25 protein-coding genes, 1 rRNA gene and 1 other annotated feature (1 of these 27 cut by a window edge) are annotated in these 25,476 nt (G+C 59.8%); of the genes, 13 read left to right on the forward strand and 13 right to left on the reverse strand.

Annotated elements, in window-relative coordinates; genetic code table 11:
* A 23S ribosomal RNA gene (locus AACX78_RS00320) occupies positions 1-509 on the forward strand; it begins 2,381 nt to the left of the window's first position.
* A gap of 385 nt (positions 510-894) precedes the next feature.
* Positions 895-1,509 (forward strand) — a sequence feature (most likely nonfunctional fraction of RNA operon).
* 87 nt (positions 1,510-1,596) lie between these two features.
* Here AACX78_RS00320 and AACX78_RS00325 read toward each other — a convergent pair.
* Positions 1,597-4,167: a bifunctional acetate--CoA ligase family protein/GNAT family N-acetyltransferase gene (locus AACX78_RS00325; RefSeq protein WP_159165075.1), complete on the reverse strand. Its 2,571-nt coding sequence runs from the start codon at positions 4,165-4,167 to the stop codon at positions 1,597-1,599.
* A 91-nt stretch (positions 4,168-4,258) separates the two neighbouring features.
* Entirely contained in the window at positions 4,259-4,450 is a 192-nt protein-coding gene (locus AACX78_RS00330) for a hypothetical protein (protein WP_159165076.1), read from the reverse strand.
* A gap of 172 nt (positions 4,451-4,622) precedes the next feature.
* On the opposite strand from AACX78_RS00330, the gene AACX78_RS00335 reads away from it, so the two are divergent.
* A complete protein-coding gene (locus tag AACX78_RS00335) occupies positions 4,623-5,495 on the forward strand; it encodes a substrate-binding periplasmic protein (protein WP_159165077.1) in 873 nt (290 codons plus the stop codon).
* Here AACX78_RS00335 and ilvY read toward each other — a convergent pair.
* Positions 5,484-6,377, reverse strand: coding sequence for an HTH-type transcriptional activator IlvY (gene ilvY / locus AACX78_RS00340; RefSeq protein ID WP_021140972.1), 894 nt, complete (start codon positions 6,375-6,377; stop codon positions 5,484-5,486). The genes AACX78_RS00335 and ilvY overlap by 12 nt on opposite strands.
* A gap of 188 nt (positions 6,378-6,565) precedes the next feature.
* On the opposite strand from ilvY, the gene ilvC reads away from it, so the two are divergent.
* Positions 6,566-8,047, forward strand: coding sequence for a ketol-acid reductoisomerase (ilvC, locus tag AACX78_RS00345; protein WP_159165078.1), 1,482 nt, complete (start codon positions 6,566-6,568; stop codon positions 8,045-8,047).
* 157 nt (positions 8,048-8,204) lie between these two features.
* Here the strand turns inward: ilvC and pgi are convergent, their stop codons facing one another.
* Positions 8,205-9,854, reverse strand: coding sequence for a glucose-6-phosphate isomerase (gene pgi / locus AACX78_RS00350; RefSeq protein WP_159165079.1), 1,650 nt, complete (start codon positions 9,852-9,854; stop codon positions 8,205-8,207).
* A gap of 422 nt (positions 9,855-10,276) precedes the next feature.
* Between pgi and AACX78_RS00355 the strand changes: the two genes are divergently transcribed.
* The gene (locus AACX78_RS00355) at positions 10,277-10,465 is read left to right on the forward strand and encodes a hypothetical protein (protein WP_034524411.1); all 189 of its coding nucleotides are present in this window, start codon (positions 10,277-10,279) and stop codon (positions 10,463-10,465) included.
* Positions 10,466-10,626: 161 nt separating this feature from the next.
* On the opposite strand, the gene AACX78_RS00360 is transcribed toward AACX78_RS00355, so the two are convergent.
* The 4 genes from AACX78_RS00360 to coaBC all read right to left on the reverse strand — a co-directional run bounded on the left by AACX78_RS00360 (position 10,627) and on the right by coaBC (position 14,086).
* Positions 10,627-11,463: a mechanosensitive ion channel domain-containing protein gene (locus tag AACX78_RS00360; protein ID WP_021140968.1), complete on the reverse strand. Its 837-nt coding sequence runs from the start codon at positions 11,461-11,463 to the stop codon at positions 10,627-10,629.
* A 150-nt stretch (positions 11,464-11,613) separates the two neighbouring features.
* The gene (gene slmA / locus AACX78_RS00365; protein WP_005321293.1) at positions 11,614-12,210 is read right to left on the reverse strand and encodes a nucleoid occlusion factor SlmA; all 597 of its coding nucleotides are present in this window, start codon (positions 12,208-12,210) and stop codon (positions 11,614-11,616) included.
* A gap of 69 nt (positions 12,211-12,279) precedes the next feature.
* Positions 12,280-12,738 carry a dUTP diphosphatase gene (gene dut / locus AACX78_RS00370; protein ID WP_159165080.1) on the reverse strand — a complete coding sequence of 153 codons (459 nt, stop codon included), beginning with the start codon at positions 12,736-12,738 and terminating at the stop codon, positions 12,280-12,282.
* 145 nt (positions 12,739-12,883) lie between these two features.
* Positions 12,884-14,086: a bifunctional phosphopantothenoylcysteine decarboxylase/phosphopantothenate--cysteine ligase CoaBC gene (coaBC, locus tag AACX78_RS00375; RefSeq protein ID WP_159165081.1), complete on the reverse strand. Its 1,203-nt coding sequence runs from the start codon at positions 14,084-14,086 to the stop codon at positions 12,884-12,886.
* 147 nt (positions 14,087-14,233) lie between these two features.
* Here coaBC and radC point away from each other — a divergent pair, with 147 nt between their 5' ends.
* From radC to AACX78_RS00405, 6 genes are all read left to right on the forward strand, one after another.
* Complete coding sequence (radC, locus tag AACX78_RS00380) at positions 14,234-14,908, forward strand: RadC family protein (protein WP_125601175.1); 675 nt, start codon at positions 14,234-14,236, stop codon at positions 14,906-14,908.
* 136 nt (positions 14,909-15,044) lie between these two features.
* The gene (gene rpmB, locus AACX78_RS00385) at positions 15,045-15,281 is read left to right on the forward strand and encodes a 50S ribosomal protein L28 (protein ID WP_005321271.1); all 237 of its coding nucleotides are present in this window, start codon (positions 15,045-15,047) and stop codon (positions 15,279-15,281) included.
* A gap of 11 nt (positions 15,282-15,292) precedes the next feature.
* Positions 15,293-15,460, forward strand: coding sequence for a 50S ribosomal protein L33 (gene rpmG, locus AACX78_RS00390; RefSeq protein ID WP_005307500.1), 168 nt, complete (start codon positions 15,293-15,295; stop codon positions 15,458-15,460).
* Between the two features lie 92 nt (positions 15,461-15,552).
* On the forward strand, positions 15,553-16,008 hold the full coding sequence (locus tag AACX78_RS00395; RefSeq protein ID WP_159165082.1) for a hypothetical protein: 456 nt from the start codon (positions 15,553-15,555) through the stop codon (positions 16,006-16,008).
* A gap of 24 nt (positions 16,009-16,032) precedes the next feature.
* Complete coding sequence (mutM, locus tag AACX78_RS00400) at positions 16,033-16,845, forward strand: bifunctional DNA-formamidopyrimidine glycosylase/DNA-(apurinic or apyrimidinic site) lyase (RefSeq protein ID WP_159165083.1); 813 nt, start codon at positions 16,033-16,035, stop codon at positions 16,843-16,845.
* 178 nt (positions 16,846-17,023) lie between these two features.
* Positions 17,024-17,902 (forward strand): VirK/YbjX family protein, encoded by an 879-nt coding sequence (locus tag AACX78_RS00405; protein ID WP_159167410.1) that lies wholly within the window; start codon positions 17,024-17,026, stop codon positions 17,900-17,902.
* A 78-nt stretch (positions 17,903-17,980) separates the two neighbouring features.
* On the opposite strand, the gene coaD is transcribed toward AACX78_RS00405, so the two are convergent.
* Positions 17,981-18,463, reverse strand: a complete 483-nt coding sequence (gene coaD, locus AACX78_RS00410) for a pantetheine-phosphate adenylyltransferase (protein WP_005321264.1) — start codon at positions 18,461-18,463, stop codon at positions 17,981-17,983.
* Positions 18,464-18,696: 233 nt separating this feature from the next.
* On the opposite strand from coaD, the gene AACX78_RS00415 reads away from it, so the two are divergent.
* Complete coding sequence (locus tag AACX78_RS00415) at positions 18,697-19,740, forward strand: glycosyltransferase family 9 protein (RefSeq protein ID WP_159165084.1); 1,044 nt, start codon at positions 18,697-18,699, stop codon at positions 19,738-19,740.
* 61 nt (positions 19,741-19,801) lie between these two features.
* Here AACX78_RS00415 and AACX78_RS00420 read toward each other — a convergent pair whose 3' ends face one another.
* Entirely contained in the window at positions 19,802-20,590 is a 789-nt protein-coding gene (locus tag AACX78_RS00420; RefSeq protein ID WP_159165085.1) for a glycosyltransferase family 2 protein, read from the reverse strand.
* A 241-nt stretch (positions 20,591-20,831) separates the two neighbouring features.
* On the opposite strand from AACX78_RS00420, the gene waaF reads away from it, so the two are divergent.
* Both waaF and waaA read left to right on the forward strand, forming a co-directional pair.
* A complete protein-coding gene (gene waaF / locus AACX78_RS00425; RefSeq protein WP_159165086.1) occupies positions 20,832-21,947 on the forward strand; it encodes a lipopolysaccharide heptosyltransferase II in 1,116 nt (371 codons plus the stop codon).
* 1 nt (position 21,948) lies between these two features.
* Complete coding sequence (waaA, locus tag AACX78_RS00430) at positions 21,949-23,214, forward strand: lipid IV(A) 3-deoxy-D-manno-octulosonic acid transferase (RefSeq protein WP_159165087.1); 1,266 nt, start codon at positions 21,949-21,951, stop codon at positions 23,212-23,214.
* Positions 23,215-23,279: 65 nt separating this feature from the next.
* On the opposite strand, the gene AACX78_RS00435 is transcribed toward waaA, so the two are convergent.
* The 3 genes from AACX78_RS00435 to AACX78_RS00445 are packed head-to-tail and all read right to left on the reverse strand — an operon-like array spanning position 23,280 to position 25,353.
* Positions 23,280-24,536, reverse strand: coding sequence for a PTS ascorbate transporter subunit IIC (locus AACX78_RS00435; RefSeq protein WP_159165088.1), 1,257 nt, complete (start codon positions 24,534-24,536; stop codon positions 23,280-23,282).
* Positions 24,537-24,589: 53 nt separating this feature from the next.
* Complete coding sequence (locus AACX78_RS00440) at positions 24,590-24,877, reverse strand: PTS sugar transporter subunit IIB (protein WP_005321257.1); 288 nt, start codon at positions 24,875-24,877, stop codon at positions 24,590-24,592.
* A gap of 32 nt (positions 24,878-24,909) precedes the next feature.
* Positions 24,910-25,353, reverse strand: a complete 444-nt coding sequence (locus AACX78_RS00445; RefSeq protein ID WP_005894035.1) for a PTS sugar transporter subunit IIA — start codon at positions 25,351-25,353, stop codon at positions 24,910-24,912.
* Positions 25,354-25,476 lie beyond the last annotated feature (123 nt).

Raw genomic sequence — 25,476 nt, forward strand, 5'->3', positions numbered from 1 at the left:
GGTGGTTCTGAATGGAAGGGCCATCGCTCAACGGATAAAAGGTACTCCGGGGATAACAGGCTGATACCGCCCAAGAGTTCATATCGACGGCGGTGTTTGGCACCTCGATGTCGGCTCATCACATCCTGGGGCTGAAGTCGGTCCCAAGGGTATGGCTGTTCGCCATTTAAAGTGGTACGCGAGCTGGGTTCAGAACGTCGTGAGACAGTTCGGTCCCTATCTGCCGTGGGCGTTGGATGATTGAAGGGAGTTGCTCCTAGTACGAGAGGACCGGAGTGAACGAACCTCTGGTGTTCGGGTTGTCACGCCAGTGGCACTGCCCGGTAGCTAAGTTCGGAATCGATAACCGCTGAAAGCATCTAAGCGGGAAGCGAGCCCTGAGATGAGTCATCCCTGACCCCTTGAGGGTCCTAAAGGGCCGTTGGAGACCACAACGTTGATAGGTGGGGTGTGTAAGCGCAGTGATGTGTTGAGCTAACCCATACTAATTACCCGTGAGGCTTAACCATACAACACCCAAGAAGTGTTTATCTGTTACTGAATACATAGGTAACAGAGGCGAACCGGGAGAACTGAAACATCTAAGTACCCCGAGGAAAAGAAATCAACCGAGATTCCCTCAGTAGCGGCGAGCGAACGGGGATTAGCCCTTAAGTTTCTTGGAAGTTAGTGGAATGGTCCTGGAAAGGCCAGCGATACAGGGTGATAGCCCCGTACATGAAAACGACCTTGAAGTGAAATCGAGTAGGGCGGGACACGTGACATCCTGTCTGAATATGGGGGGACCATCCTCCAAGGCTAAATACTCCTGACTGACCGATAGTGAACCAGTACCGTGAGGGAAAGGCGAAAAGAACCCCTGTGAGGGGAGTGAAATAGAACCTGAAACCGTGTACGTACAAGCAGTGGGAGCCCTTCGGGGTGACTGCGTACCTTTTGTATAATGGGTCAGCNTATCTGTTACTGAATACATAGGTAACAGAGGCGAACCGGGAGAACTGAAACATCTAAGTACCCCGAGGAAAAGAAATCAACCGAGATTCCCTCAGTAGCGGCGAGCGAACGGGGATTAGCCCTTAAGCATCTTGGAAGTTAGTGGAACGGTCCTGGAAAGGCCGGCGATACAGGGTGATAGCCCCGTACACGAAAACAACCTTGAAGTGAAATCGAGTAGGGCGGGACACGTGACATCCTGTCTGAATATGGGGGGACCATCCTCCAAGGCTAAATACTCCTGACTGACCGATAGTGAACCAGTACCGTGAGGGAAAGGCGAAAAGAACCCCTGTGAGGGGAGTGAAATAGAACCTGAAACCGTGTACGTACAAGCAGTGGGAGCCCTTCGGGGTGACTGCGTACCTTTTGTATAATGGGTCAGCGACTTACANAATTTGCCTGGCGGCCATAGCGCCGTGGAACCACCTGATCCCATGCCGAACTCAGAAGTGAAACGCGGTAGCGCCGATGGTAGTGTGGCATTCGCCATGCGAGAGTAGGACACTGCCAGGCACCCAACACGAAAAACCCCGCTCACCGAGCGGGGTTTTTTATTTCCTGAAATTTATCATTCCTGCGGTGTCCTCTGCGCTATGCCCCTTAGGCTCTCTCCGCACAGGGCAACTCCATATTGACCACCCCATCTTCCAGCTGGATATCGATCTTGAAACCAAGACGCTTGGCCAGATTGATCATGCCGCGATTGCTGGGCATGGTCATGCCGGATAGCTGGCCAATCCCTCTCTCTCTGGCGTAACGTACGATTTTCTCCATCATCAACTTGCCGAGCCCCAGCCCCTTTAGGTCGGATCGCACCAGAATGGCAAACTCTGCATCGGACTGATCCGGGTTTGAAATGGCTCGCACCACCCCCAGAATTTGCTGACTGAAGGCCCCGTCCTGTCCTACCGCGACAAAGGCCATCTCCCTGTCGTAGTCAATCTGGGTCATGCGAGCGAGCTCTTCGTGGCCCAGTTCTCCCACGTCAGCAAAGAAGCGTTTGTACCTGTCTTCATCGGAGACCTTGAGCACAAACTGTTTGTGAGCGGGTTCATCCTCCGGCCGGATCGGGCGGAGCAGCACATGGCTCTGGTCCTTGAGCCAGGCCCCCTCTTCCAGCTCGGTGGGATAGGGGCGTATCGCCAGCGGGCAACGCTGCTGCGTTATTGGCATCAGTGTCAGGCTGGCATCCAGGATCACCATCTCGGCCCCGCATGCTTGCAATGGATGCAGGTCCAGCTCCTGGATCTCGGGAAACGCCAGCAGCAGTTCCGACAGCTGGCACAACACCTGACCAAGCGCATCGATATCGAGTCTTTCGGGGGTGGCCTGCTCGCGGATCTTGCGGCTCTTGATGGCACCGATGACCTGGTAGCGTGCGAGAGCCTGGTTCAGTGGCGGGAGTGCGGCGACCATCTCCTGGGGTTCTGCTCCCGACTCGCCGAGCAGGATGACAGGACCGAAGACGGGATCCTGTTGCAGGCGGATCCTCAGTTCCAGCCCTCCGCTGCGGCGTGCCATACGCTGCACCAACAAGCCTTCGATGCGGGCCCCGGCATCGTGCTGTCTGACCCGATCCAGAATGGCATCTGCCGCCTGAGCAACCTCGGCAGAAGTCCGCAGGTTCAGCATGACGCCGTGCACCGCTGACTTGTGGGCAATATCCGGCGAGCGCAATTTGACCGCTACCGGATAGCCGATCTGTTCAGCCGTCAGGGTGGCTTCGATGGCATCGGAGACAATCCAGGTCGGCAGGGTCGAGAGCCCGGCAGCTTGCAGTATGGGTTGCACCAGATGGGTATCGAGGGTGAGTTGCTTGCGTTCCAGTGCCTGCCGGATCAGTTGTTGGCAGAGTTCGACGTTGAGCTTGTCCCCCTGCAGGGACGCGGGTGTTTCCATCAGCTGCTTCTGGTTGCGACGGTATTCCACCATATGCATGAAGGCGGCCACTGCACTTTCGGGAGTGCGATAGGTCGGAATGCCCGCTTCGGTGAAGAGCTTGCGTCCTTCCTGTGCCGAGTATTCCCCGGCCCAGTTGGTCAGGATATTGAAGCGCCTGGCTCTGGGATGCTGCCTGAGGTAATCGATCAGACTGCGCGCCAATTCGGCCCCGCGTGCTGTGAGGGAAGGCGCATGAATGAGCAGGATGGCATCTGCTTCATTCCCTTGCAGCAAGGTATCGAGTGCCTGCTGATAGGCGGTGATATCGGCATCACTACCTATGTCTTTTGGCGGCATGGCCAGTTTTCCGCCCCGCTCAAGCAGCACATCGACCGCCATGTTGGCCAGTCCGCGGCCGTTGGAGATGATGGCCAGCCGTTCCCCCTTGAGGGTCAGCGAATGGCTCAGGGTTTCGACCGCGGCAAACAGCTCGTGGGTATCTCGTACCCGCAGCATGCCTGCTCGCCGGATGGCGGCATCGTAGACGTTGTCCAGCCCCTTGGCCGGATCGTGGCGACCGCTCTTGAGCACCAGTATTGGCTTGTTGCGCGAAGCCGCCCGCGCTGCCGAGAGGAAGTGGCGGGCGTCGTGCAACTTGTCCATATAGAGCAGGATGGCGCGAGTGGTGCCGTCGCGAGAGAGCTGATCCAGCAGTTGGCCGAAGTCGATGTCACAGTGATCGCCGAGGGAGATAAAGGCGGAAAAGCCCAGCTCATGCTGTTTGGCCCAATCCAGTATGGTCGTGCTGACGGCCGCCGACTGGGAGACAAAGGCTACCTGCCCAGGTTTGGCGGCGATGGGGGAGAAGCTGGCGTTGATGCCCTGCGCTGGCAGCAACATGCCCATACTGTTGGGGCCAAGCAGGCGAATGTCATATTGGCTGCTCAGGCGCTGCAACTGTTCCCTCTCTTCCTGCGAAAAATCGGCGGCCAGTATGATGGCGGCCCCGGCCCCTTTTTTGCCGAGCGCTTCGATGAGCGACAGTACCCGTTCGCGTTTGGTGCAGATGATGGCGAGATCGGGGGAGAGCGGCAGGCTGGCAATGTCGGGATAAGCCAGCACTCCGGCGATGGCTTTGTTATGGGGGCTGACCGGCAGTATGGGGCCCTTGAACTGGCCTGCAAGCAGGTGCCTGATCACCACGTGACCCGCTTTCTGCGGGTCGGTCGAGGCACCGATGACGGCGATTGAGTGGGGTTTGAAGAGCCGATCCAGGCCGCTTGGTTTCATGGGCACTCCTCATGGCGACCCCCGGAGGCGAGGGTGACGGATGGTGCCAGTGTAATACGCTTTGATTGCCTGTTCTGTGACCGGTTGCGGATCACTGTGTGGTCAGGGCGCTGGCTCGCAGATAAAACTTCATCTTGCCCTGAATTTGGCGCACTGCCGCCAGCGGGCGCTCTTGCAGATAGATATCCTGTTCGTGATCCAGCAAGGTTTGCGGCACTCCCAGACTCTGCAGGTACTCTTCAAACAGCTGTGAGCTGTTGATTTCGATCAGGTGACGCATCATGGCGAGGCTTTTTCCATTCAGGTTGAACACCGAGCCTAGTCTGTGACCTGGATCTGGCTCTGACCATTGTCAGATTTGACACCAAGTCGCTCACACATCTGCGGGTCCATGCATCAGAACTGGGCGCTCACGCGTTATAGTGAGTGCATCAAGATCAGAGGTACGAGGCGCAATGATCAGGATTTGGCTGTGGTGCATCACACTGTTTGCGGGGAGTGCCCTGGCTGCCGAGTCGCACATTCGGGCCTGGAACCTGCTGTTGGAGCACCCCAATCCGGCTGTGGCGGGCTTGCTGCGGTTGTCGCTCGATCTCACAGTGCCTGAATATGGTCCCTATCAGCTGATTGCGAGTCCGCCAATGGAGCAGGGGCGGGCGGTCAAGGCGTTACAAGAGGGTGCCCTGGTACAGATAGGAGTCTTTGCCCCTGATGAAGAGCGGGAGCGTTCCCTGCTGGCGGTCCATATTCCGTTGGCGAAGGGGTTGCTGGGCTGGCGGGTCTGCCTCATCCGGCAGGGGGATGAGGGGCGCTTTAGCGGCATAGGGTCGCTGGCGGACTGGCATAGCGCCGGACTCACCATCGGTCAGCACAGATCCTGGCCCGATACCCAGCTGCTCAAGGCCAACGGCCTCAAGGTAACGGTGGGCAATCTCTACGAGGCGCTGTTCAACATGCTGAGCAAGCGGCGTTTTGACTGCTTTCTGCGTTCCGTCATCGAGATAGAGGATGAACTAAAGCTGCATCCGGAGCTCGCAATCGAACCCCATCTGGTGTTCCGTTATCCGTTGGCGCTGCTGTTTTTTGTTTCCCCCCAATATCCCGAACTGGCACAGCGCATCGAGCTCGGGCTGCAGCGGGCGCGCCAGTCCGGCGCCTTTGATCAGATCTTTGAAAAGGAGTTTGGCAGCACGATTCGTCGGTTGAAGCTGGACGAGCGGATCATGCTTGAGCTGCATAATCCGGATCTGCCCGCCAGGAGCCGCATCATGATGGCTGACCCCTCGCTAATCTATGCGCCGGTCACGGCCACCCCGTCAGCGCAGTGAACCCTGGCCGCGCGCCGTATCCCAGAAGGCGCGGATAAGAGGCTCTTCCAGCCGCTTCTTGAGTACGGCGATACCGACGTCGAATGGCTTGAGCGCCGGTCTGGGCTCGACGATGCGCACTTTCTCCCCCATGGGGCTGTGATCGATCACGGCGGCAGGCACCAGCCCGACGCCAAAACCGAGCGCCACCATGGCGACTATGCCCTCGTTGCCCGCCACCTCGGCATAAATGTTGGGGGCAATTCCCTTGTTGCGAAACCACTGGTCACAGCGCTTTCGTGCCAGACCCTGTTCGGAGAGGATCAGCGGCAGCCGCTCCCAGTCCGGCTCACCCTGTAAGAACCACTGGCTCTGTTGCGGTGCGGTTCGTGGGGCAATGAATACCAGCGGCACCTGCTGCAGGCTGGCAAATTCCAGCTTGGCGGAGAGCGCATCCGGCCGCGCGGCGATGGCGAGATCGGCCTCGTCGGCCAGAATCTTGTCCACCGCCAGCGCCGGGTCGCCGGTCTCCAGCTTGATCTCCAGCTGGGGGTAGCGGCGGCGGAAGCGCTCCAGCACCTCTGGCAGCAGAAAGTAGCTGGCGGTGACCGAGCAGAACACCCGCAGCCGCCCCTGCAGCGGTTCATCGCTGCGTTTGAGATCCTGCTTGAGCTGGCGCCACTCCTGCAACAGGCTGCCGCCAAACTCCCGCAGTTTCTCACCCGCCGAGGTGAGCCGCACGCTGCGATTGTCCCGCTCGAACAGCACGCAGCCGGTCTCCTGCTCCAGGCGCTGAATGGCGCGGCTGAGGGTGGAGGGGCTGACCGCCATGGCATCGGCACTCTTGCCAAAGTGAAGGGAGTCGGCGAGGTGGAGAAACAGTTCGAGATTACGAAGGTCCATCTTTCTATTCCTGCGGCGGCGCGTTTGCTGACGTGGGGGAGAAACAGCTTGAGATTGCGCAGAATCATCTTTCAATTCCTGCAACATACTGTTTCGAATATATCAGTTCAGGCAATGAGTGTCCCGCGCTATAGTGGTTCAGACAACGCCGCTACCCGGCATGGAATCAATCGAACGGAGCAATCACCATGGCTAACTATTTCAACACCTTGAACCTGCGTCAGCAGTTGGCCCAACTGGGCAAGTGTCGTTTCATGCAGCGAGCGGAATTCGCCGACGGTTGCGACGTGCTGAAGGGCAAGAAGGTGGTGATTGTGGGCTGTGGTGCCCAGGGTCTGAACCAGGGTCTGAATATGCGCGACTCCGGGCTGGATATCTCCTACGCCCTGCGCAAGGCTGCCATCACCGAGAAGCGCGCCTCCTGGCAGAAGGCCACCGACAACGGCTTCGCGGTTGGCACCTATGAAGAGCTGATCCCGACCGCTGATCTGGTGCTGAACCTGACCCCGGACAAGCAGCATTCCGACGTAGTGAAAACCGTGATGCCGCTGATGAAACAGGGCGCCGCCCTGGGCTATTCCCACGGCTTCAACGTGGTGGAAGAGGGTCAGCAGATCCGCGCCGACATCACTGTCGTCATGGTTGCACCCAAGTGTCCGGGAACCGAAGTGCGTGAAGAGTACAAGCGCGGTTTCGGTGTGCCGACCCTGCTCGCCGTCCACCCGGAGAACGATCCCAAGGGTGAAGGCATGGCCATCGCCAAGGCGTGGGCCTCTGCCACCGGCGGCGACCGTGCCGGCGTACTGGAATCCTCCTTCGTGGCGGAAGTGAAATCTGACCTGATGGGCGAGCAGACCATCCTCTGCGGCATGCTGCAGGCCGGTTCTCTGCTCTGTTATGACAAGCTGGTTGCCGAAGGGACAGACCCGGCCTACGCCGGCAAGCTGATCCAGTTCGGTTGGGAGACCATCACCGAAGCCCTGAAGCAGGGTGGCATCAGTCTGATGATGGACCGCCTCTCCAATCCGGCCAAGCTGCGTGCCTTCGAGCTCTCCGAGCAACTGCGCACCCTGATGCGCCCGCTGTTCGAGAAGCACATGGATGACATCATCGCTGGCGAATTCTCCCGCGGCATGATGGCCGACTGGGCTGAGGATGACGTCAAGCTGCTGACCTGGCGTGAAGAGACCGGCAAATCTGCCTTCGAGAACGCTCCTGCGTTCACTGGCAAAATTGCCGAGCAGGAGTATTTCGACCATGGCGTGGTCATGGTGGCCATGGTCAAGGCGGGTGTCGAGCTGGCGTTCGAGACCATGGTAGCTTCCGGTATCTACGAGGAGTCTGCCTACTACGAATCCCTGCACGAGTTGCCGCTGATCGCCAACACAGTTGCTCGCAAGCGTCTGTACGAGATGAACGTGGTCATCTCAGACACCGCCGAGTACGGCAACTATCTGTTCGCTAACGCTGCTGTGCCCTTGCTGCGCGAGCACTTCATGCCGACCCTGAAGGCTGGCGACTTGGGTGCCAGCAAGGCCGAAGGGCAGAACGTCGACAACCTGGCGCTGCTGGCGGCCAACGAAGCGACCCGCAACCATCCGATCGAAAAGATCGGCCAGGTACTGCGCGGTTACATGAAGGACATGAAGCGCATCGCCGTCGGTGGTTAAGCCTGCATCTGGCAGGATTGATGAAGGGGCGGGGATGACGATCCCCGTCGCCAGTCGGACTGGACACCCGACCGGCCAGCCAGAAAATCCGGCCCGACAGCTATAAAAAAGCCCCGCTCATCGAGCGGGGCTTTTGCATTCAGAAAGGCCGGATAAATCAGGCTTTCCACGCTTTCCAGGTGTTGATCAGACCGTTGGTGGAGCCGTCGTGGCTGGTGACAGCCGCATCGGTGTTGAGCTCCGGCAGTATCTTGTTGGCCAACTGTTTGCCCAGCTCCACGCCCCACTGGTCGAAGGAGAAGATGTTCCAGATTGCGCCCTGTACGAAGATTTTGTGCTCGTACATGGCGATCAGGGCACCCAGGGTTTTCGGGGTCAGACTCTTGAACAGTATGCTGTTGGTCGGGCGGTTGCCTTCGAACACCTTGAACGGCACCAGATCCTTGACCTGCTCCAGGGTTTTGCCAGCAGCAAGGAACTCGGCTTCAACCTGTTCTTTGCTCTTGCCGAAAGCCAGTGCTTCGGTCTGGGCGAAGAAGTTGGCCAGCAGTTTCGGGTGGTGGTCACCGATCGGGTTGTGGCTAATGGCTGGCGCCAGGAAGTCACAGGGGATCAGCTTGGTGCCCTGGTGGATCAGCTGGTAGAAGGCGTGCTGGCCGTTGGTGCCCGGCTCACCCCAGATGATGGGGCCAGTCTGGTAGTCAACCGGCTTACCGTTGCGATCCACGTATTTGCCGTTGGACTCCATGTTGCCCTGCTGGAAGTAGGCAGGGAAGCGGTGCATGTACTGATCGTACGGCAGAATGGCTTCGGACTCGGCGCCATGGAAGTTGTTGTACCACAGGCCAATCAGCGCCAGCAGCACAGGCACGTTCTGCTCATAGGAGGCAGTGGCGAAGTGCATGTCCATTTCGAAGGCGCCTTGCAGCAGGGCTTCGAAGTGCTCGAAACCGACGGACAGGGCGATGGGCATGCCGATGGCAGACCAGGATGAGTAGCGGCCGCCAACCCAGTCCCAGAACTCGAACATGTTGTCGGTGTCGATGCCGAACTCGGCCACGGCCTTGCCGTTGGTGGAGAGGGCAGCGAAGTGCTTGGCCACGTGGGCCTTGTCACCGGCGATCTTGATGAACCAGTCGCGGGCGGTCAGGGCGTTGGTCATGGTCTCCTGAGTGGTGAAGGTCTTGGAGGCCACCAGGAACAGGGTGGTTTCCGCATCAATCTCTTTGAGAGTCTCGGCGATGTGGGTGCCATCGACGTTGGAGACGAAGTGCATCTGCAGGTGATTTTTATAGGGGCGCAGTGCCTCTGTGATCATTACCGGGCCCAGATCAGAGCCACCGATACCTATGTTGACCACGTGCTGGATAGCCTTGCCGGTGTAGCCTTTCCACTCGCCGGAGATGATTTTCTCGCAGAAGCCCTTCATCTTGGCCAGCACGGCGTTCACTTCCGGCATTACGTCCTTGCCGTCGCACTCGATGGGGCGGTCGGAGCGGTTGCGCAGGGCCACGTGCAGTACGGAGCGCCCTTCGGTCATGTTGATCTTGTCGCCATTGAACATGGCATCGATCGCGCTGCGAAGATCGGTCTCTTTGGCCAGATCAACCAGCAACTTGAGGGTTTCCTCGGTGATCAGGTTCTTGGAGTAGTCGACCAGAATGTCGCCGCCAAAGGTAAGGGAGAACTTGTCGAAGCGCTTCGTGTCATGCGCGAACAGATCCTTGAGTCGAGTCTCTTTGTTAGCTGCAAAATGGGCTTCCAGCGCCTGCCAGGCCTGGGTCTGGGTTGGATTGATATTTTTCATAGGATTACCGATCTTCCAAGTTGTGTTTGAACCTTGCAGGCAAGGCTCCCGCCAAACCTTATTATTCGAGCACTATACCGGGCCCATTATACCGAGCCCATGGCGCGGCCCGTGTAACAGAGCTTTACCAATTGTCTGCCATCGAAGGAGTTTACAACCAAAACGCTGCGATTATGAGTCACTCATGGCCAGGGGATCTTGAGTTTGCTCATACTTCACCCGGCTTGGCCGGGGTGAAAGGGTTTTCATCTATGGCTGCCTGCCTGGCAAGTTTGTATTACAGCTAAAGGAGTATCTGACAGCCGTTTTTCGGCTCGTTTTATGAGCAAACGCAACTTGTCGGGGTTGGGCGTTGGCTAGTATGTGCACCGAATGGACGAGATCTCCCAGGGATGGCCACTGTCTGGAATGAGGAGATCGATATGAAACATGTTTTATCCCTGTTTGCCCTGAGCCTGATCGCCACCGGCCTCATCGGCCTGCTGACCCTGGCGCTGACAGCCGCCGCACCGACTCTCGAGATTCGGGTGTTGGCCGTGATCGGGGCCGTGCTGGGGGGCTATGCGTTGGTGCAGCCACTGCTCAACCGAGTCGCTCGTCGACTGGTATGAAGATGGGCAAGCCAACCTGGCTGCCCGGATTGACAGGTTTTCGACCCCATGATGCAAGGTGAGCTGCGGGTCGAGTCTTTATGCCTTGCGGCACGGCCGGGGGTTCAGAAACGACAATGCCAGCCCCGGGGCTGGCATTGTCGTGATCGTCTGCGCAGGTATCAGGCCTGGGGCTTTTGCATGTGCATGACCATCTGCGGGAAGGGGATCTCGATGCCTTCGGCATCGAAGGTCAGCTTCACCTTTTCGTGGAAGTCGAACCAGACGCCCCAGTAATCGGCAGTCTTGACCCAGGGACGCACTACGATATTGACCGATGAGTCGGCCAGGGCGGCAACGGCTATGGTGGCTGCCTGTTCCTTCAGGATGCGCGGCTCTTCACTCACCAGGCGCTCGAGGAGCTGTTTGGCCTTGCGCAGGTCAGAACCGTAGCCGATACCGAAGGTCATGTCGACGCGGCGGGTGTCCATGCGCGAGTAGTTGACTATGGTGCCGTTGAGGATGGCGGAGTTGGGTACCACTACCATCTTGTTGTCACCCGAGGTGAGGGTGGTAGTGAATAGCTGCACCGACTGCACTACGCCATTGGTGCCCGCCACTTCGATAAACTCACCGGCCTTGATGGGGCGGAAGATGATCAGCAGGAAACCGGCGGCGAAGTTGGAGAGCGAGCCTTGCAGTGCCAGACCTATGGCCAGACCGGCGGCACCGATAATGGCGACGAAGGAGGCGGTTTGCACCCCGACTCGCCCCATGGCTGCTATCACCACGAACACCAGAATGGTGTACTTGAGGATGCTGCCAACGAAATGAACCACGGTGGCATCCAGCTTGCGAGCATGCATCACCTTGGTCACACCATTGCTGAGCAGGTTGGCGGCGATGTAACCGACCAGCAGGGTGATCAGGGCGGCCGCAATATTGACGGCATACTCGATCAGCAGGCCCTGATTATTGACCAGCCAGGTCTGCGCTTCTGTGATGATTTCGGGTTCCATAGGATGTCCTGTCAGGCAGTAAAGGTTTATGACGCATGAATCTAACACTGGCATGCGACAGTTTGGGTCGCATCTGGTGCTCCCCTCCATTTTTTGCCATAAAAAACAAGGGAGGCCAAGGCCTCCCTCTGTGTATCCACCCGAATGGCGTCAGCTTTGCAGCAGTTGGCTGCGGATGAAGAGCCACTGATCTTCAAAGCCGGCGGTGGGCTTGAGTTTGAACTCGGAGCGGACAAACTGACTGATGCGTCCCTCGGTATAGGCCAGCAGCAGATTGGCGAGCATGGTCTCGTCGAGCTGGAAGCCCTGACCTTCCCGCAGCCGTTTTTCCCGCAACACCTGCTTGATCTGGGTTTCCAGCTTGTCGAACAGGATGCTGATACGATCCCGCAGTCGATCGTGCTCACCCAGCAGGGCATCGCCGTTGAGGATGCGGGTGATGCCGGGATTGCGCTCGGCGAACACCAGCAGCAGCTGAAGGATATGATGGCAGCGGGCCATGGTGTCCTTCTCTTCGGCCATGATCAGGTTGACCCGTGACAGCAGGGAATCCTCGATAAAGTCGATCAGTCCCTCGAACATCCGCGCCTTGCTGGGAAAATGTCGATAGAGGGCGGCCTCAGAGACACCCACCTCGGCCGCCAGACGTGCCGTGGTGATACGCTGGCCAGGGCTGGTCTCCAGCATATGGGCGAGTGCTTGCAGGATCTGATCGCGCCGACTCTGTTTCTGATTACTGCTTGCCATGGATTCCCCTAAAAAAAACAATGGCTTGATTCTGTTATTAGGCACAGGCCCGGGGGCCTGTGTGGTCTGTTATTGGCGACCAGAAGAACCAAAACCGCCTTCACCCCGTTCACTCTGATTGAACTCATCGACCAGTTGGAAGCTGGCCTGCACCACCGGCATGATCACCAGTTGGGCGATGCGTTCACCGGGTTGCATGGTGAAATTGTCGTTGCCGCGATTCCAGACCGAAACCATCAGCTGGCCCTGGTAATCGGAATCGATGAGCCCCACCAGATTGCCCAGCACTATGCCGTGCTTATGGCCGAGGCCGGAGCGGGGCAAAATGGTGGCGCACAAGCCGGGATCCTGAATGTGGATGGCCAGACCGGTCGGTACCAGAATGGTGTCGCCTGGTGCCAGCGTCATGGGCGCATCTAGCAGCGCACGCAGGTCCATACCGGCAGAGCCCGGTGTGGCGTAGGCGGGCAGCGGGTACTCGGTGCCGATGCGGGCATCCAGAATTTTCAGCTCAATTTGTGTTGTCATGAATCGTTCGTTTTTCAATGGGTTCTTGTGTGGACACCCAGAATGTTCGTTACAGTCCGGGCAGTCATGAATTGATCGTTGCTCAGTGAGTGTTGATGTGGGCGTCCTGCATGGGCAATGCCAGCGGGGTGCCATGTGTCTGCACTCAGCGCCGGTAGTGGCGCGCAATCAGGGCGATGAGGTGGCGAGCCAGCGTCAGCTTATCGGCCAGTGGCAGCGGGGCTTGACCCCCTTGCCAGAACACGGTCAGAGCATTGTCATCGGCATTGAAGCCCTGGCCCGCACGAGACACATCGTTGGCGGCGATCATGTCCAGCCGTTTTCGCTGCAATTTATCGAGGGCGTATTGTTCCACATCCACGGTTTCGGCGGCAAATCCGACGGTGAAGGGCTTGTCTGATAACGCCCCCACGGCAGCTATGATGTCGGGATTCTTGACCAGGGTCAGCACCATCTGATCGTTGTCGCCGGTCTTCTTGATCTTCTGGCTGGCGACTTGCTCGGGCCTATAGTCGGCCACCGCCGCGCAACCGATAAAGAGGTCGCACTCGCCGACCCGGCTCATCACCGCCTTATGCATCTGCTCGGCGCTCTCCACATCGACACGCTCCACCCCGCTCGGTGCAGGCAGGGCGACCGGCCCGCTCACCAGCGTCACTTCGGCCCCTGCCTCACGGGCGGCGCGGGCGATGGCGTAACCCATCTTGCCCGAGCTGTGGTTGCTGATGTAGCGCACCGGATCCAGTGCCTCGCGGGTCGGTCCGGCGGTGAGCAGCAGTCTGACGCCCGCCAGCAGCGGCTCGGCGGCCAGTTGCTGGCAGCAGCGCTCAACCAGTTCCAAGGGATCCAGCATCCGGCCCGGGCCCACGTCGCCACAGGCCTGGCTGCCGGAATCCGGCCCCCACAGCAGGATGCCGCGGCTGGCCAGGGTCTTGAGATTGGCCTGGGTGGCGGGGTTGAGATACATCTGCTGATTCATGGCGGGAGCCAGTGCCACCGGAGCCGGGGTTGCCACGCAGAGGGTGGTGAGCAGTTCGTCGGCCATGCCGGCGGCCATGCGGGCCATCAGATTGGCGCTCGCCGGAGCGATCAGCACCAGATCCGCCCATTTGGCCAGCTCTATGTGGCCCATGCCCGCTTCGGCAGCCGGATCCAGCAAGCTGTCAGCCACCGGATGACCGGAAACCGCCTGCAGGGTCAGCGGGGTGATGAACTCCTTGGCGGAGCGCGTCATCACTACCCGTACCTCGGCCCCCTGATCTTTCAGGCGGCGTACCAGTTCGGCACTCTTGTAGGCGGCGATCCCGCCACTGACACCCAACAGGATGCGTTTATCGGCCAATCTCATCTGCTGCTTCTCTTCCGGCTCACTCTGACTGGTCGGCTAAGATACCACAGGCAACGGACGACGACAGAGGCTGACATGGGGGACTTGTGGCCGGCCTCCCGCGATTTTTTGCTATGTTTTCTCTCAATAGGCATGAGGGAGAGACAAATGAGCATCAAGGAGTGGCCTGAGGATGAGAGACCCAGAGAGAAACTGCTACGGCAGGGGCCAGCGACGTTATCCGATGCTGAATTGCTGGCCATCTTCCTGCGAACCGGCGTCAACGGCCTGAGTGCTGTGGATCTCTCCCGTCAGCTATTGCAGCAGTTTGGTTCGCTGCGGGCACTGCTCGGGGCCGATCAAGGCACCTTCTGTCATGCCCATGGACTGGGGCCTGCCAAGTATGCTCAATTGCAGGCGGTGCTGGAGATGGGCAAGCGCCATCTGGCCGAGCAGTTGCAACGGGGCGATGCCCTGACCTCGCCCCAGCTGACCCGGGATTACCTGCAAGCCCAGCTGCGGGATCGGCCGCGGGAGGTGTTCGCCCTGCTGTTGCTGGATAACCAGCACAGAGTCATTCAATTCGTTGAACTTTTTTACGGCACCCTCGATTCTGCAAGCGTCTGGCCCAGAGAAATCGTGCAGATCGCGCTCAAACATAATGCAGCCGCAGTGATTCTGGCGCATAATCACCCGTCCGGCGTGGCCGAGCCCAGTCGGGCCGACCGCCAGATCACGGATCGGATCTTGGCCGCTTTGGCCCTGATCGATATCAGAGTGCTGGATCACTTGGTGATCGGTGACGGCATCACGGTTTCTTTTGCAGAGCGTGGTTGGTTGTAACTGGGCTCTGGCACTGTATTAGTTGATCTTTGATCACGGATGCTGTATAAAATGCCGCCTTCTGTTTGCCCCGCAATCGAAGGCCAGCGGGGCAGATATTTGCTCGAGCAATGAAGTAAGATTTGGAGAGACTGACATGTCTAGAGTATGCCAAGTAACCGGCAAGCGCCCGGCAGTTGGTAACAACCGTTCGCACGCTAACAACGCTACCAAGCGTCGTTTCCTGCCGAACCTGCACACTCACCGTTTTTGGGTTGAGGGTGAAAAACGCTTCGTAAGCCTGCGCGTATCCGCAAAAGGCATGCGTATTATCGACAAGCGTGGCGTTGAAGTGGTTCTGGCTGAACTGCGCGCCAGCGGTGTTAAGGTATAAGGAATTAGATCATGGCTAAAGGTATTCGCGAGAAAATTCGCCTGAACTCCAGCGCCGGTACTGGTCACTTCTATACCACTACCAAGAACAAGCGCACCATGCCCGAAAAAATGGAGATCAAAAAGTTTGATCCCGTTGTTCGTCAGCATGTGATCTACAAGGAAGGCAAAATCAAGTAATTACTTGATGCTGCATTCCCAAAAGCCCGGCCCAGTGCCGGGTTTTTTTATGGCTGGAATTCAGTACACTGCCGGTTCAACGGAGGCTTGCCATGTTCAAATTGAGCCGTAAAGGCTGGAATAACGTGATCATAGTGGCCGTGCTGGGGGTTGTGACCTTGTTGCACCGGCTGGAGGTTGCCCAGCAGGAGAACAGCGCCCAGCGGCCTCGTACCCTATTGCCGGACAGTGCAGTCGTTCTCACCTGGCAGGGGCCGAGCTGGCAGATAGAGCGCATCGGCCAGGGCTGGCGCAGCGGACCGGATCTGGGGCTCAGCAGTGCCCAGCTGGCGGCCCATGTCGAGGCGTGGCAGGCTTGGTTGCTGCCCCCTGGCGAGGCTGTGCGCGGCACGCCGGTCACCCTCAAGGTGTGGATCGCCGGTCAGAGCGATCCGATCGCAGTGGGGCTCTATCAGGACAACGGCAAGTTTGCCGCCCTGCTGCCGCCCTCAACCTGGCTCACCCTGAGTCAGGAGCAGTATCGCAGCCTGTTGCGCCCCTCGCCTTAATCCACCCTATTTGTTGGAGGCCTCATGCCTGAATTACCGGAAGTTGAAGTCAGCCGCCAGGGCATATCTCCCTGGCTCACCGGCATCAAGGTGACCCGCGTCGTGGTACGGGATGGCCGGCTGCGCTGGCCGGTACCGGGCGAAATCCAGGAGCTGGTGGATCTCACCATCCACAGGGTCAGCCGTCGTGCCAAATATTTGCTGCTGGAGACCGACTTTGGCACCGCTATCCTGCATCTGGGCATGTCCGGCAGTCTGCGGGTACTGAATATCGGTACGCCGGCCGAGAAACACGATCACGTGGATATAGAACTCGCCAACGGCAAGCTGCTGCGACTCAATGACCCGCGCCGCTTCGGTGCCCTGCTGTGGACCCGTGAACCGGCGGAGGCACACGCCCTGCTGGCCAAACTGGGCCCGGAGCCGCTGACCGATGCCTTCAACGCCGCGTATCTGCAAGGGCGGGCCAAGGGGCGCAGTACTGCCATCAAGACCTTCCTGATGGACAATCATGTGGTGGTCGGTGTGGGCAACATCTACGCCAATGAGGCGCTGTACGCTGCCGGTATTCACCCCAAACGGGCAGCGGGCAACATCAGTGCCGAGCGACTGGCGACCCTGGTGGCCGAGATCAAGCGGGTGCTGGCTTCTGCCATCCAGCAGGGGGGAACCACCCTCAAGGATTTCACCAGCGCCGATGGCAAGCCGGGCTATTTCGTGCAGCAGTTGCAGGTTTATGGTCGCGGCGGCCAGCCCTGTTTGCACTGCCATACCCTGCTCAGTGAAATACGGCTTGGGCAGCGTACAACCGTGTTTTGCTCCCACTGCCAGCGCTGAATCGCAGTTATTTTGGCCAAACATGGCCAAGTTGTAAGAGAGTATTTCCGGTCTGTTGAATATTTGGGCGCCTGTCACTAGTATCTCGACCGTTCAGGCGGTTTGAGAAAATAAAATGACAGCTAAATCAATGGACTGGGATCACTTATCCCGGCAGGGGCACTATTGCGCCCAAAAAATGGCCCGCTTCCTCTATCCCGATGACAGCGCCCGCAAGACCTTCAATCGCGCCAAGTTCGTGCTGCGCAGCCTGCTCTATCGGCAGCAGATGAGCCGGGTGTTCGAACTGTTTCAGGCCGAACCGCTCAAGGCCCTGCCTGCCCACTATCCCGAGCTGCTCGACAAGCCGATGCGACCCTATCGGTTTGCCGGCTCCACCGCGACCCAGCGGGCCGAGATGCTGGAAAACCACTATCGACTGCTGCTGGCCCGTTATCCCGAGCTGATAGATCCGCTCTATCTGGACGAGGGCATAGAGCTTGGCCACTATCCCCAGAGTGGATGTCGCATAGTGCTGCGCCACGATGGCACCTTCCGTCGTGAGGCCGAGCTGGCGCTCTCCATCGTCGATCAACAGGGCAAGCGCCTCTATAGTTGTGCCTTCTCGCTGGCGGGCACCCCCGGCAAGCTGGCGCTGGTGATCGGCTCGGTACAGGGGCCGGAACCCTGCGTCGAACAGGCACAGGACAAGGTTCGATCCCTGACCAAGGAGGGCCACGGTTTGCGGCCCAAGTCGCTGGTGGTGATGCTGGTGATGCAGCTGGCCGAGGCAATGGGGGCCGAGCATATCTCGGCGGTGCGGATGAAGGCACACATCTACCAGGCCAAGCGTTACAGCAAGAAGAAGAAAGCCTGTCTGCAGGCGGATTATGACGAGCTGTGGGAGGAATTTGGCGCCATCGATCAGGATGACAACTTCGTGCAGCTGTTGCCTGCGGTGCGCAAGCCGCTGGAGGAGATTGCCTCCAAGAAGCGGGCCATGTACCGGCGTCGTTACGAATGGCTTGACGAGCTGGCGCTCTCCTGCCAGCAGGTGCTGGGTCGCGCGGCGGGCTGACTGCCAGTGCGGACAATGGCGAGCGCGGCCCATGTGCGCCGCACTAAACAGGCTACCCTCGGGTAGCCTGTTTGCTTGTTACTTGCCTTGCTTGGCGGCAATCGCCTTGGCGACGATCGGGTCGACAAACTGGCGGATATCACCGCCATGCAGGGCGACCTCCTTCACCAGGGTCGAGGAGATGAAGGAGTTCTCCTCGGCAGGGGTGAGAAACACGCTCTCCAGCTCCGGCATCAGGCGGCGGTTCATGTTGGCCAGCTGAAATTCGTATTCGAAGTCGGAGACGGCCCGCAAGCCACGGATCAGCACGTTGGCTTGCTGCTCTTTGGCAAAGTCCACCAACAGGCCGGAGAAGCCCACCACCTTGACGTTGGGCAGGTGGGCCGTCACTTGCCGGGCAAGCAGGACACGTTCTGCCAGATCGAACAAGGGGCGCTTGCTCGGGCTGTTGGCTACCCCGACGACCACTTCATCAAACAGCCTGGCGGCACGACCTATCAGATCGGTATGGCCGTTGGTGATGGGGTCGAAGGTGCCGGGATAAATTACCTTGTTGGTCATGCTGTTGATTCCTGCAACCTGGAAATTTGGTCGCATTATAGGGTCTGTTGATGTTTTGTCGCGACCGGGACGATGTCCGTTTTGTGCGGGACCTGGCGCGAGACGCCCGGTTTGGTCGTCCAAATCAGTATCGTCTGGTGTCTTCGCTTGAGAATAGCTGTGCATCAGGCAAGAATACCCGCACCGCGCATCAAGCCTCCTTGCATTGGTGACAGGGAGCAAAGGGATTTTTTATGAAACGTATTCTGGTAGTACGCAACGACAAGATTGGTGACTTCATGCTGGCATGGCCGAGTTTTGCCATGCTCAAGCGCTCCATGGATTGTCATGTGACTGCCCTGGTTCCTGCCTACACGGCGCCGTTGGCCCGTCTCTGTCCCTGGATCGACGAGATTATCCTGGATCCGGGGTCAGGAGCCGACAAGGAACAGCAACGCGCCTTGCTGGCCCGCATCAAGGCGGCAGCCTTCGATGCCTCCATTTGCCTGTTCTCCAACACCCGTAACGCCAAGCTGGTGTGGAAGGCGCACATCCCCTACCGGCTGGCCCCGGCCACCAAGCTGGCCCAGGTGCTCTACAACCAGCGGCTGGTGCAGCGCCGCTCCCGCTCCCAGAAGCCGGAGTACGAGTACAACCTGGATCTGGTGCGTCGCTTTCTCGCCGACCAGCAGGTAAGCGTGGCCGAGCCACAGGGCCCCTACCTCAGCTTTGACCCCCAGAGCCTGCAGCTGGTGCGCGAACAGGTTGCAACCAGACTGAAGCTGGATGCCAGCCGTCCCTGGCTGATGGTACACGCCGGCAGCGGTGGTTCGGCCAACAACCTCTCCATCGAGCAGTACTCGCGCCTCATCATCAAGCTCAATCAGGCATGCCCGGAATTGCAGTGCATCCTGACGGCGGGGCCGGGGGAGGAGAAGATCGCCGAGCAGCTGGCGGCAGAATTGCTGGCCCACGGCGGCAATGGCTGGATCTATCGCTCCGACGAGGGGCTGCCCAAGTTCTGTCAGGTGATGGCCAACGCGGCCCTGTTTGTGGCGGGCAGCACGGGTCCCTTGCACATAGCGGCGGCGCTGGACGTGCCCACCATAGGTTTCTTCCCGGCGCACCGCTCGGCCACCCCGCTGCGCTGGCGTCCGCTCAACAGCGAGGGGCGTCACCTGGCGTTCAGCCCGCCGGAAGACAGCGATCATCCGGAAGACATGAGCCAGCTCGATCCCAAGACAATGGCGGCGGCGATAGCTCGCTGGGCACCGCCCTTCTGGCGAACAGAGAGCTGACAGATGCAAACAGGGCCCTTTCGGGCCCTGTTTCGTCATGCTGGTTTGAGCGGCTGCGCAATTAGTTGCGGGTCTGATCCGGCGCTTGCGGCTGCTGGCGGATCCAGAGGTCTGCGTACTTCGCGAAAGTGGAGTGGGCCGAGAGGATCGCGAGCAAGAGTCCCTGCTTGCCATCGAGGAAGCCGGCCTTGAGCAGGTACATCTTGAGGAAACAGCCCACGGCATGGACCAGTCCCTGGCCGAGGGAGCCCTTCTTGCCACGGGCGGTGCGCTGATCGGCCCAGGCCCTGGCATAGCCGGCGGACTTCACCAGATAGTGCTCCAGATCCCGATAGGTGTAGTGGAGCAGGTCGCCATGGATATTGACGATCTTCATGTTGGCCCGTACTTCCACCTTCTCGTGTACCAGTACCTCGTTGTAACGGGTGAGCGCCTTGGGATAGAGGCGCAGCACCCGATCCGGATACCAGCCGCTGTGGCGGATGAAACGACCAAACACCCAGGAGAGGCGGGGGATGGAGTAGATGGTGTCGCTGGCCGGATTGGCCATGACGGTCGCGATGGCCTCTTTCAGCTCAGGGGTGAGCCGCTCGTCCGCATCCAGCCACAGTACCCACTCTGACTGGACATGGGACTGGGCGAGGCGGCGCTGGCGGCCGAAACCGGGCCACACCGTATTGACGAAGAAACGGGCGCCGAATTCGGCGGCGATGGCGGGGGTCTCGTCCTGGCTGCCGGAGTCCAGAATGACGATCTCGTCCACCAGACCGTCGAGTGAGGCGAGGCAGGCTTTCAGGTTGTCGGCTTCGTTCTTGACGATCAGGACGGCCGCCAGAGTCGGTTTTTTCACGGGTTGAAGGCTCTTGTTGGCGCCCGGCTGGCGGGGCATGCTCGAATTGGCGCCCATTCTAGCCTAAAACGGCAGGCGGAGCATGGTTCCAGCGGTCTGAGTACGTCAGTTTCAAACGGCTTCTTTTTTATTAGAGGTGTACATGGTGCGGGGATCTTCTGTTATTTCTCGGACCATTCTTGGGGCATAATCTCGGCCAGCAATGATTAACCGCAGGGCTTGGCCCCAAGAGAAGCGTGAGATGAAAATATTGGTGATCGGCCCCTCCTGGGTCGGCGACATGGTGATGTCCCAGAGCCTCTACAAGGCGATCAAGACCAATCACCCTGACAGCGAGTTGCATGTGATGGCGCCAGCCTGGTGCGGTGCCCTGCTGGAGCGGATGCCAGAAGTGGACAAGGCTGTCCCCATGCCGCTCGGCCACGGAGACTTCAAGCTGGGGGCCCGCCGTCGGCTCGGCAAACAGCTGGCGGCCGAGAAGTACGATCAGGCGATCATCCAGCCCAACTCCATGAAGTCGGCGCTGATCCCCTGGTTCGCCAGGATCCCGGTGCGCACCGGCTGGAAGGGGGAGCACCGCTTCGGCCTGCTCAACGACATGCGCAGTAACAAGTCCGCCTTCCCGCTGATGGTGGAGGCCTATCTGGCGCTGGCCTATCCCAAGGCGCAGATGAAGAGCCGGGCCGATATTCCTACCATTCCCCACCCCTCCCTCAATGTGGATCTCATCAATCAGGGCAAGGCGCTGGAGCGACTCGGTCTGGATCGCGTTCGTCCCGTGCTGGTGCTCTGTCCGGGTGCCGAGTTCGGCCCGTCCAAGCGCTGGCCGGAAGGGCACTACGCCGTGGTGGCGCAGAAGTATCTGGATGAGGGCTGGCAGGTGTGGATCTTCGGCTCCGGCAAGGATGTGCCTGTGGCCAACACCATTCGCGAGCGGATCAATCCGCTGTCGCGCCCCAACTGCCACGTGCTGGCGGGCAAGACCAACCTGTATGAGGCGATCGATCTGATGGCGCTGGCCGGGCGGGTCATCTCCAATGACTCCGGCCTGATGCACATAGCCGCAGCCCTCAACCGGCCGTTGATCGGCGTCTATGGCTCTACCTCGCCGCTCTACACGCCGCCGCTGGCGGACAGGGTCGAGATAGTGCACACCGACATAGAGTGCCGCCCCTGTTTCAAGCGCACTTGCAAGTTCGGCCACCTCAAGTGCCTGATCGAGCTGATGCCGGAACAGGTGATAGAGGCAGGCCGACGGCTGGAGTGCGCCGAGTCGCCAGATCAACCGATCGCGTTGCAAGTGGGCGAACCGCCACGGTTTGTCTCCGATGCGAGCAAGCGATCGGAGCCGACATAACATGGGCTATCGGCTGCTCTACAACCTGCTGATCCACCTGGGGTTGCCGCTGGCGCTGTTGGCACTCTACAAGCCGAAGAAGGGCAAGCCTGGCTTTGGTGCGCGCTGGGCCGAGCATCTGGGACGGACGCCGGCCAGCGGGCAGGAGGCGCCGCTCTGGATCCATGCGGTCAGCGTGGGTGAAACCCTGGCCATCAGTCCCTTCATCCGTACACTCAAGGCCGAGCGGCCGGATTTGCCGATCCTGCTCACCACCACCACCCGCACCGGCGCCGAGCAGGCGGCCAAGCTCGGCGATCTGGTGGTGCATCGCTACGCCCCCCTCGATTACCCCTGGGCGGTGGCCGCGTTTCTCAAGTGCATCAAGCCTCGCGCCCTCTGGGTGATGGAGACGGAGCTGTGGCCGAACTGGCTGGCGGCCTGCGAGGCGCGCCATCTGCCGGTGACCATCATCAATGCCCGTTTATCCGAACGCTCCTGCCAGCGCTATGCCCGTTTTCAGGGGGCGTTCGATACCCTCAGCCGGCCACTGACCCATCTGCTTTGCCAGCATCAGGACGATGCCGAGCGCTTTGCACGGCTCGGCATCGGTCGTGAGCGGCTGGCGGTGACCGGTTCCATCAAGTTCGATATCCAGCTGGGTGACGAAGTGCAGGCCAGGGGACAGGCCCTGCGTCAGCAGCTGGGGCAAAGCAGGCCGGTCTGGATCGCCGCCAGTACCCATCAGGGTGAGGATGAGCAGGTATTGGCGGCGTTTGACCTGGTGCTGCAACGCCACCCCCAGGCCTTGTTGATCCTGGTGCCGCGCCATCCGGAGCGCTTCGATCGGGTGGCCGAGCTCTGTGTCCCTTACGGCTGTGTGCGGCGCACCGGCGGATCCCCGATCCGCGAGACAGACAGGGTCTATCTCGGCGATACCATGGGCGAGTTGCCGCTGATGCTGGCGGCGGCCGATGTGGCCTTCGTCGGCGGCAGTCTGGTGAAGGTCGGCGGTCACAACTTGCTGGAACCGGCGGCGCTGGGCAAGCCTTGTCTGAGCGGCCCTGCCTACTTCAACTTCAGCGACATCACCCGCCAGCTGGTGGCTCAGGGTGGTGCCGCCCTGGTGGCCGATGCCGCCGCGCTGGGGGAGAAGGTGAGCGAGTTGCTGGCCGACGAGGGCGAGCGCCGTCAGATGGGCGAACAGGCCCACGCTGTGGTGCTGCGCAATCAGGGCGCGCTGGCGCGCACCCTCTCTCACTGTCTTGCCAGCCTGGAAAGCGACTGAGCCCAGAGTGGCTATAAAAAACGGAGCGCCAGGCGCTCCGTTTTTGTTTTTCGTGCAGGCGTCGGTCAACGCATTATCAGGCCGAGCAGTATGCCCACCACGCCGAAGTCGGCATCGCTGAAGGTGGTGTTGGCAAAGCCGAGATCCCCCAGCACAGGCAGCAAGAACACCGGCAGGAAGGTGATCAGCAGGCCGTTGGCGAAGGCGCCAAGCAGGGCACCGCGCCGGCCGCCTGTGGCGTTGCCGAACACCCCGGCCGCCGCGCCGACGAAGAAGTGCGGTACCACGCCCGGTATGATGACGGTGAGCCCCAGCAGGTAGAGCAGCACCATGCCCACCAGACCGGCGGTGAAGCTCGACAGGAAGCCGATCAACACGGCGTTGGGGGCGTACGGGAAGACGATGGGACAATCGAGCGCCGGTTTGGCGTTCGGGACCAGCTTGTCGGAGATCCCCTTGAAGGCCGGCACGATTTCGGCGATGACCATGCGCACACCCTGCAGGATGACGTAGACACCGGCGGCGAAGGTGATGGACTGCATCAGGGAGAACATGAACCAGTGCTTGCCCTTTGCAACGCTGGTGACGAACTCGGGCCCGGCAAAGGCGGAGGTGATGAGGAAGATGATACCCATGGTGAAGGAGATAGCCACCGGGGTATCGCGCAGGAACAGCAGGCTCTTGGGCACCTGCACCTCTTCACTGCTGTGGGCCTTGTTGCCGAACTTGGCGCCGATCCAGCCGGCCAGCACGTAGGAGATGGTGGAGAAGTGGCCGAGTGCCACCTCGTCCGAGCCGGTGATCTGCTTCATGTAGGGGTGAGCGAGGGCCGGGAACAGCACCATGGTCACGCCGACCACCAGGCTGCCGACCGCGATCAGCTGAATGCCACTCATGCCGCCGGCGGAGAGGATCGCCGCCACCATCATGGACATGAAGAGGGTGTGGTGACCGGTCAGGAAGATGAATTTCCACGGGGTGAGGCGGGCGATCAGTATGTTCACCAGCATGGCGAAGAACATGATCATCGCCATCTCCTTGCCGAACGACTGCTGGGCGATGGAGACGATGGCTTCATTGTTGGGAACCACGCCCTTGATGCCGAAGGCGTGCTGGAAGATGGTGGCAAAATCGCCCAGCGAGTTCACCACCAGGGTGGCACCGGCCCCCAGGATGACGAAGCCCATTATGGTCTTGACCGTGCCCTTGATGCACTCGGTCACGGGTTTTTTCTGGGCAATCAGGCCGATGAGCGCGATCAGGCCGACCAGCACGGCCGGCTCGGACAGCACGTCAAACATCAGAAAATTGAAAAATTCCATGGTCAGCTCCAATCAGATGGAAGAGGCGGCCCGCAGGCCGCGAAGTCAGGTGGTCAGAGAGCGCCCAGTTCGCGCAGTGCGATGGAGAGTTTCTCTTTCATGGCGGCTTTGTCGACCATGTTGTCCAGGGACACCAGCCGGCCGTTGACCCCCATGCTGATGAGCTGCTCGGCGATGTCGCGGGTGGCCACGAACATCTCGGCGGTTTCACTGCCGGCGGAGGCGAGATCCCTGTGATCCACCTCGGCCGTCACGGCCAGCTCCTTGAGGATGCTCTTGATGCTCATCTCCATCATCAGGCTGGTGCCCAGGCCGTGTCCGCATACAACCAGAATTTTCATCGTCTCTTCCTTTGTCGGGCGCAGGGCGCCGCTCAGTAACGCGCCAGAATGCGCAATATGTCGTCTTTGGTGTCGGCTGCCATGATGGCCGCCACGTCCTCTTCGTTCATGAACAGCTCGGCCAGCTGGGCGATGGTCTCCACGTGGGAGTTGCTGTCGCTGGCGGCCAGGGTGATGAGCAGCCGGATCGGGTCATTGCCCTCGGAGCCGAAATTGACCCCGGTTTTCAGCACTGTCAGTCCCAGGCCGAGACGGTTGACGCCATCTTCCGGGCGGGCGTGGGGCATGGCCAGGCCCGGGCCCAGCACGTAGTAAGGGCCGAGCTCTTCGTGGGAGCGAAACAGCGCCGCCACATAGGAGGGCTCTATGGTGCCGTTGGCCAGCAGGGGAGCGGTGGCGAGCTCGATGGCATGACGCCAGTCGCGGGCTCCCGTTTCGATGGAAATGACCTCTTCGGTCAGCAGTTGAGTCAGCATGGCAATGATCCGGCTGGATGAGATGGCGCCAATCTAGCGATCTTGCCCCGCGATAACTGTGAGCCTGATCTCGAAAGTTAGCGCTACCAGATAGCGCTAACATGAAATTGTGATAGCGCTATC

Origin of the sequence: Aeromonas sp. 9A (assembly GCF_963900955.1) — a bacterium.
GTDB classification, from domain to species: Bacteria; Pseudomonadota; Gammaproteobacteria; order Enterobacterales; family Aeromonadaceae; genus Aeromonas; species Aeromonas salmonicida.

Excerpts from the sequence above, each read along its gene's own strand:
- AACX78_RS00325 (WP_159165075.1), bottom strand. The coding sequence starts at position 4,167 with ATGAAACCAAGCGGCCTGGATCGGCTCTTCAAACCCCACTCAATCGCC.
- AACX78_RS00330 (WP_159165076.1), bottom strand. The coding sequence starts at position 4,450 with ATGATGCGTCACCTGATCGAAATCAACAGCTCACAGCTGTTTGAAGAG.
- AACX78_RS00335 (WP_159165077.1), top strand. The coding sequence starts at position 4,623 with ATGATCAGGATTTGGCTGTGGTGCATCACACTGTTTGCGGGGAGTGCC.
- ilvY (WP_021140972.1), bottom strand. The coding sequence starts at position 6,377 with ATGGACCTTCGTAATCTCGAACTGTTTCTCCACCTCGCCGACTCCCTT.
- ilvC (WP_159165078.1), top strand. The coding sequence starts at position 6,566 with ATGGCTAACTATTTCAACACCTTGAACCTGCGTCAGCAGTTGGCCCAA.
- pgi (WP_159165079.1), bottom strand. The coding sequence starts at position 9,854 with ATGAAAAATATCAATCCAACCCAGACCCAGGCCTGGCAGGCGCTGGAA.
- AACX78_RS00355 (WP_034524411.1), top strand. The coding sequence starts at position 10,277 with ATGAAACATGTTTTATCCCTGTTTGCCCTGAGCCTGATCGCCACCGGC.
- AACX78_RS00360 (WP_021140968.1), bottom strand. The coding sequence starts at position 11,463 with ATGGAACCCGAAATCATCACAGAAGCGCAGACCTGGCTGGTCAATAAT.
- slmA (WP_005321293.1), bottom strand. The coding sequence starts at position 12,210 with ATGGCAAGCAGTAATCAGAAACAGAGTCGGCGCGATCAGATCCTGCAA.
- dut (WP_159165080.1), bottom strand. The coding sequence starts at position 12,738 with ATGACAACACAAATTGAGCTGAAAATTCTGGATGCCCGCATCGGCACC.
- coaBC (WP_159165081.1), bottom strand. The coding sequence starts at position 14,086 with ATGAGATTGGCCGATAAACGCATCCTGTTGGGTGTCAGTGGCGGGATC.
- radC (WP_125601175.1), top strand. The coding sequence starts at position 14,234 with ATGAGCATCAAGGAGTGGCCTGAGGATGAGAGACCCAGAGAGAAACTG.
- rpmB (WP_005321271.1), top strand. The coding sequence starts at position 15,045 with ATGTCTAGAGTATGCCAAGTAACCGGCAAGCGCCCGGCAGTTGGTAAC.
- rpmG (WP_005307500.1), top strand. The coding sequence starts at position 15,293 with ATGGCTAAAGGTATTCGCGAGAAAATTCGCCTGAACTCCAGCGCCGGT.
- AACX78_RS00395 (WP_159165082.1), top strand. The coding sequence starts at position 15,553 with ATGTTCAAATTGAGCCGTAAAGGCTGGAATAACGTGATCATAGTGGCC.
- mutM (WP_159165083.1), top strand. The coding sequence starts at position 16,033 with ATGCCTGAATTACCGGAAGTTGAAGTCAGCCGCCAGGGCATATCTCCC.
- AACX78_RS00405 (WP_159167410.1), top strand. The coding sequence starts at position 17,024 with ATGGCCCGCTTCCTCTATCCCGATGACAGCGCCCGCAAGACCTTCAAT.
- coaD (WP_005321264.1), bottom strand. The coding sequence starts at position 18,463 with ATGACCAACAAGGTAATTTATCCCGGCACCTTCGACCCCATCACCAAC.
- AACX78_RS00415 (WP_159165084.1), top strand. The coding sequence starts at position 18,697 with ATGAAACGTATTCTGGTAGTACGCAACGACAAGATTGGTGACTTCATG.
- waaF (WP_159165086.1), top strand. The coding sequence starts at position 20,832 with ATGAAAATATTGGTGATCGGCCCCTCCTGGGTCGGCGACATGGTGATG.
- waaA (WP_159165087.1), top strand. The coding sequence starts at position 21,949 with ATGGGCTATCGGCTGCTCTACAACCTGCTGATCCACCTGGGGTTGCCG.
- AACX78_RS00435 (WP_159165088.1), bottom strand. The coding sequence starts at position 24,536 with ATGGAATTTTTCAATTTTCTGATGTTTGACGTGCTGTCCGAGCCGGCC.
- AACX78_RS00440 (WP_005321257.1), bottom strand. The coding sequence starts at position 24,877 with ATGAAAATTCTGGTTGTATGCGGACACGGCCTGGGCACCAGCCTGATG.
- AACX78_RS00445 (WP_005894035.1), bottom strand. The coding sequence starts at position 25,353 with ATGCTGACTCAACTGCTGACCGAAGAGGTCATTTCCATCGAAACGGGA.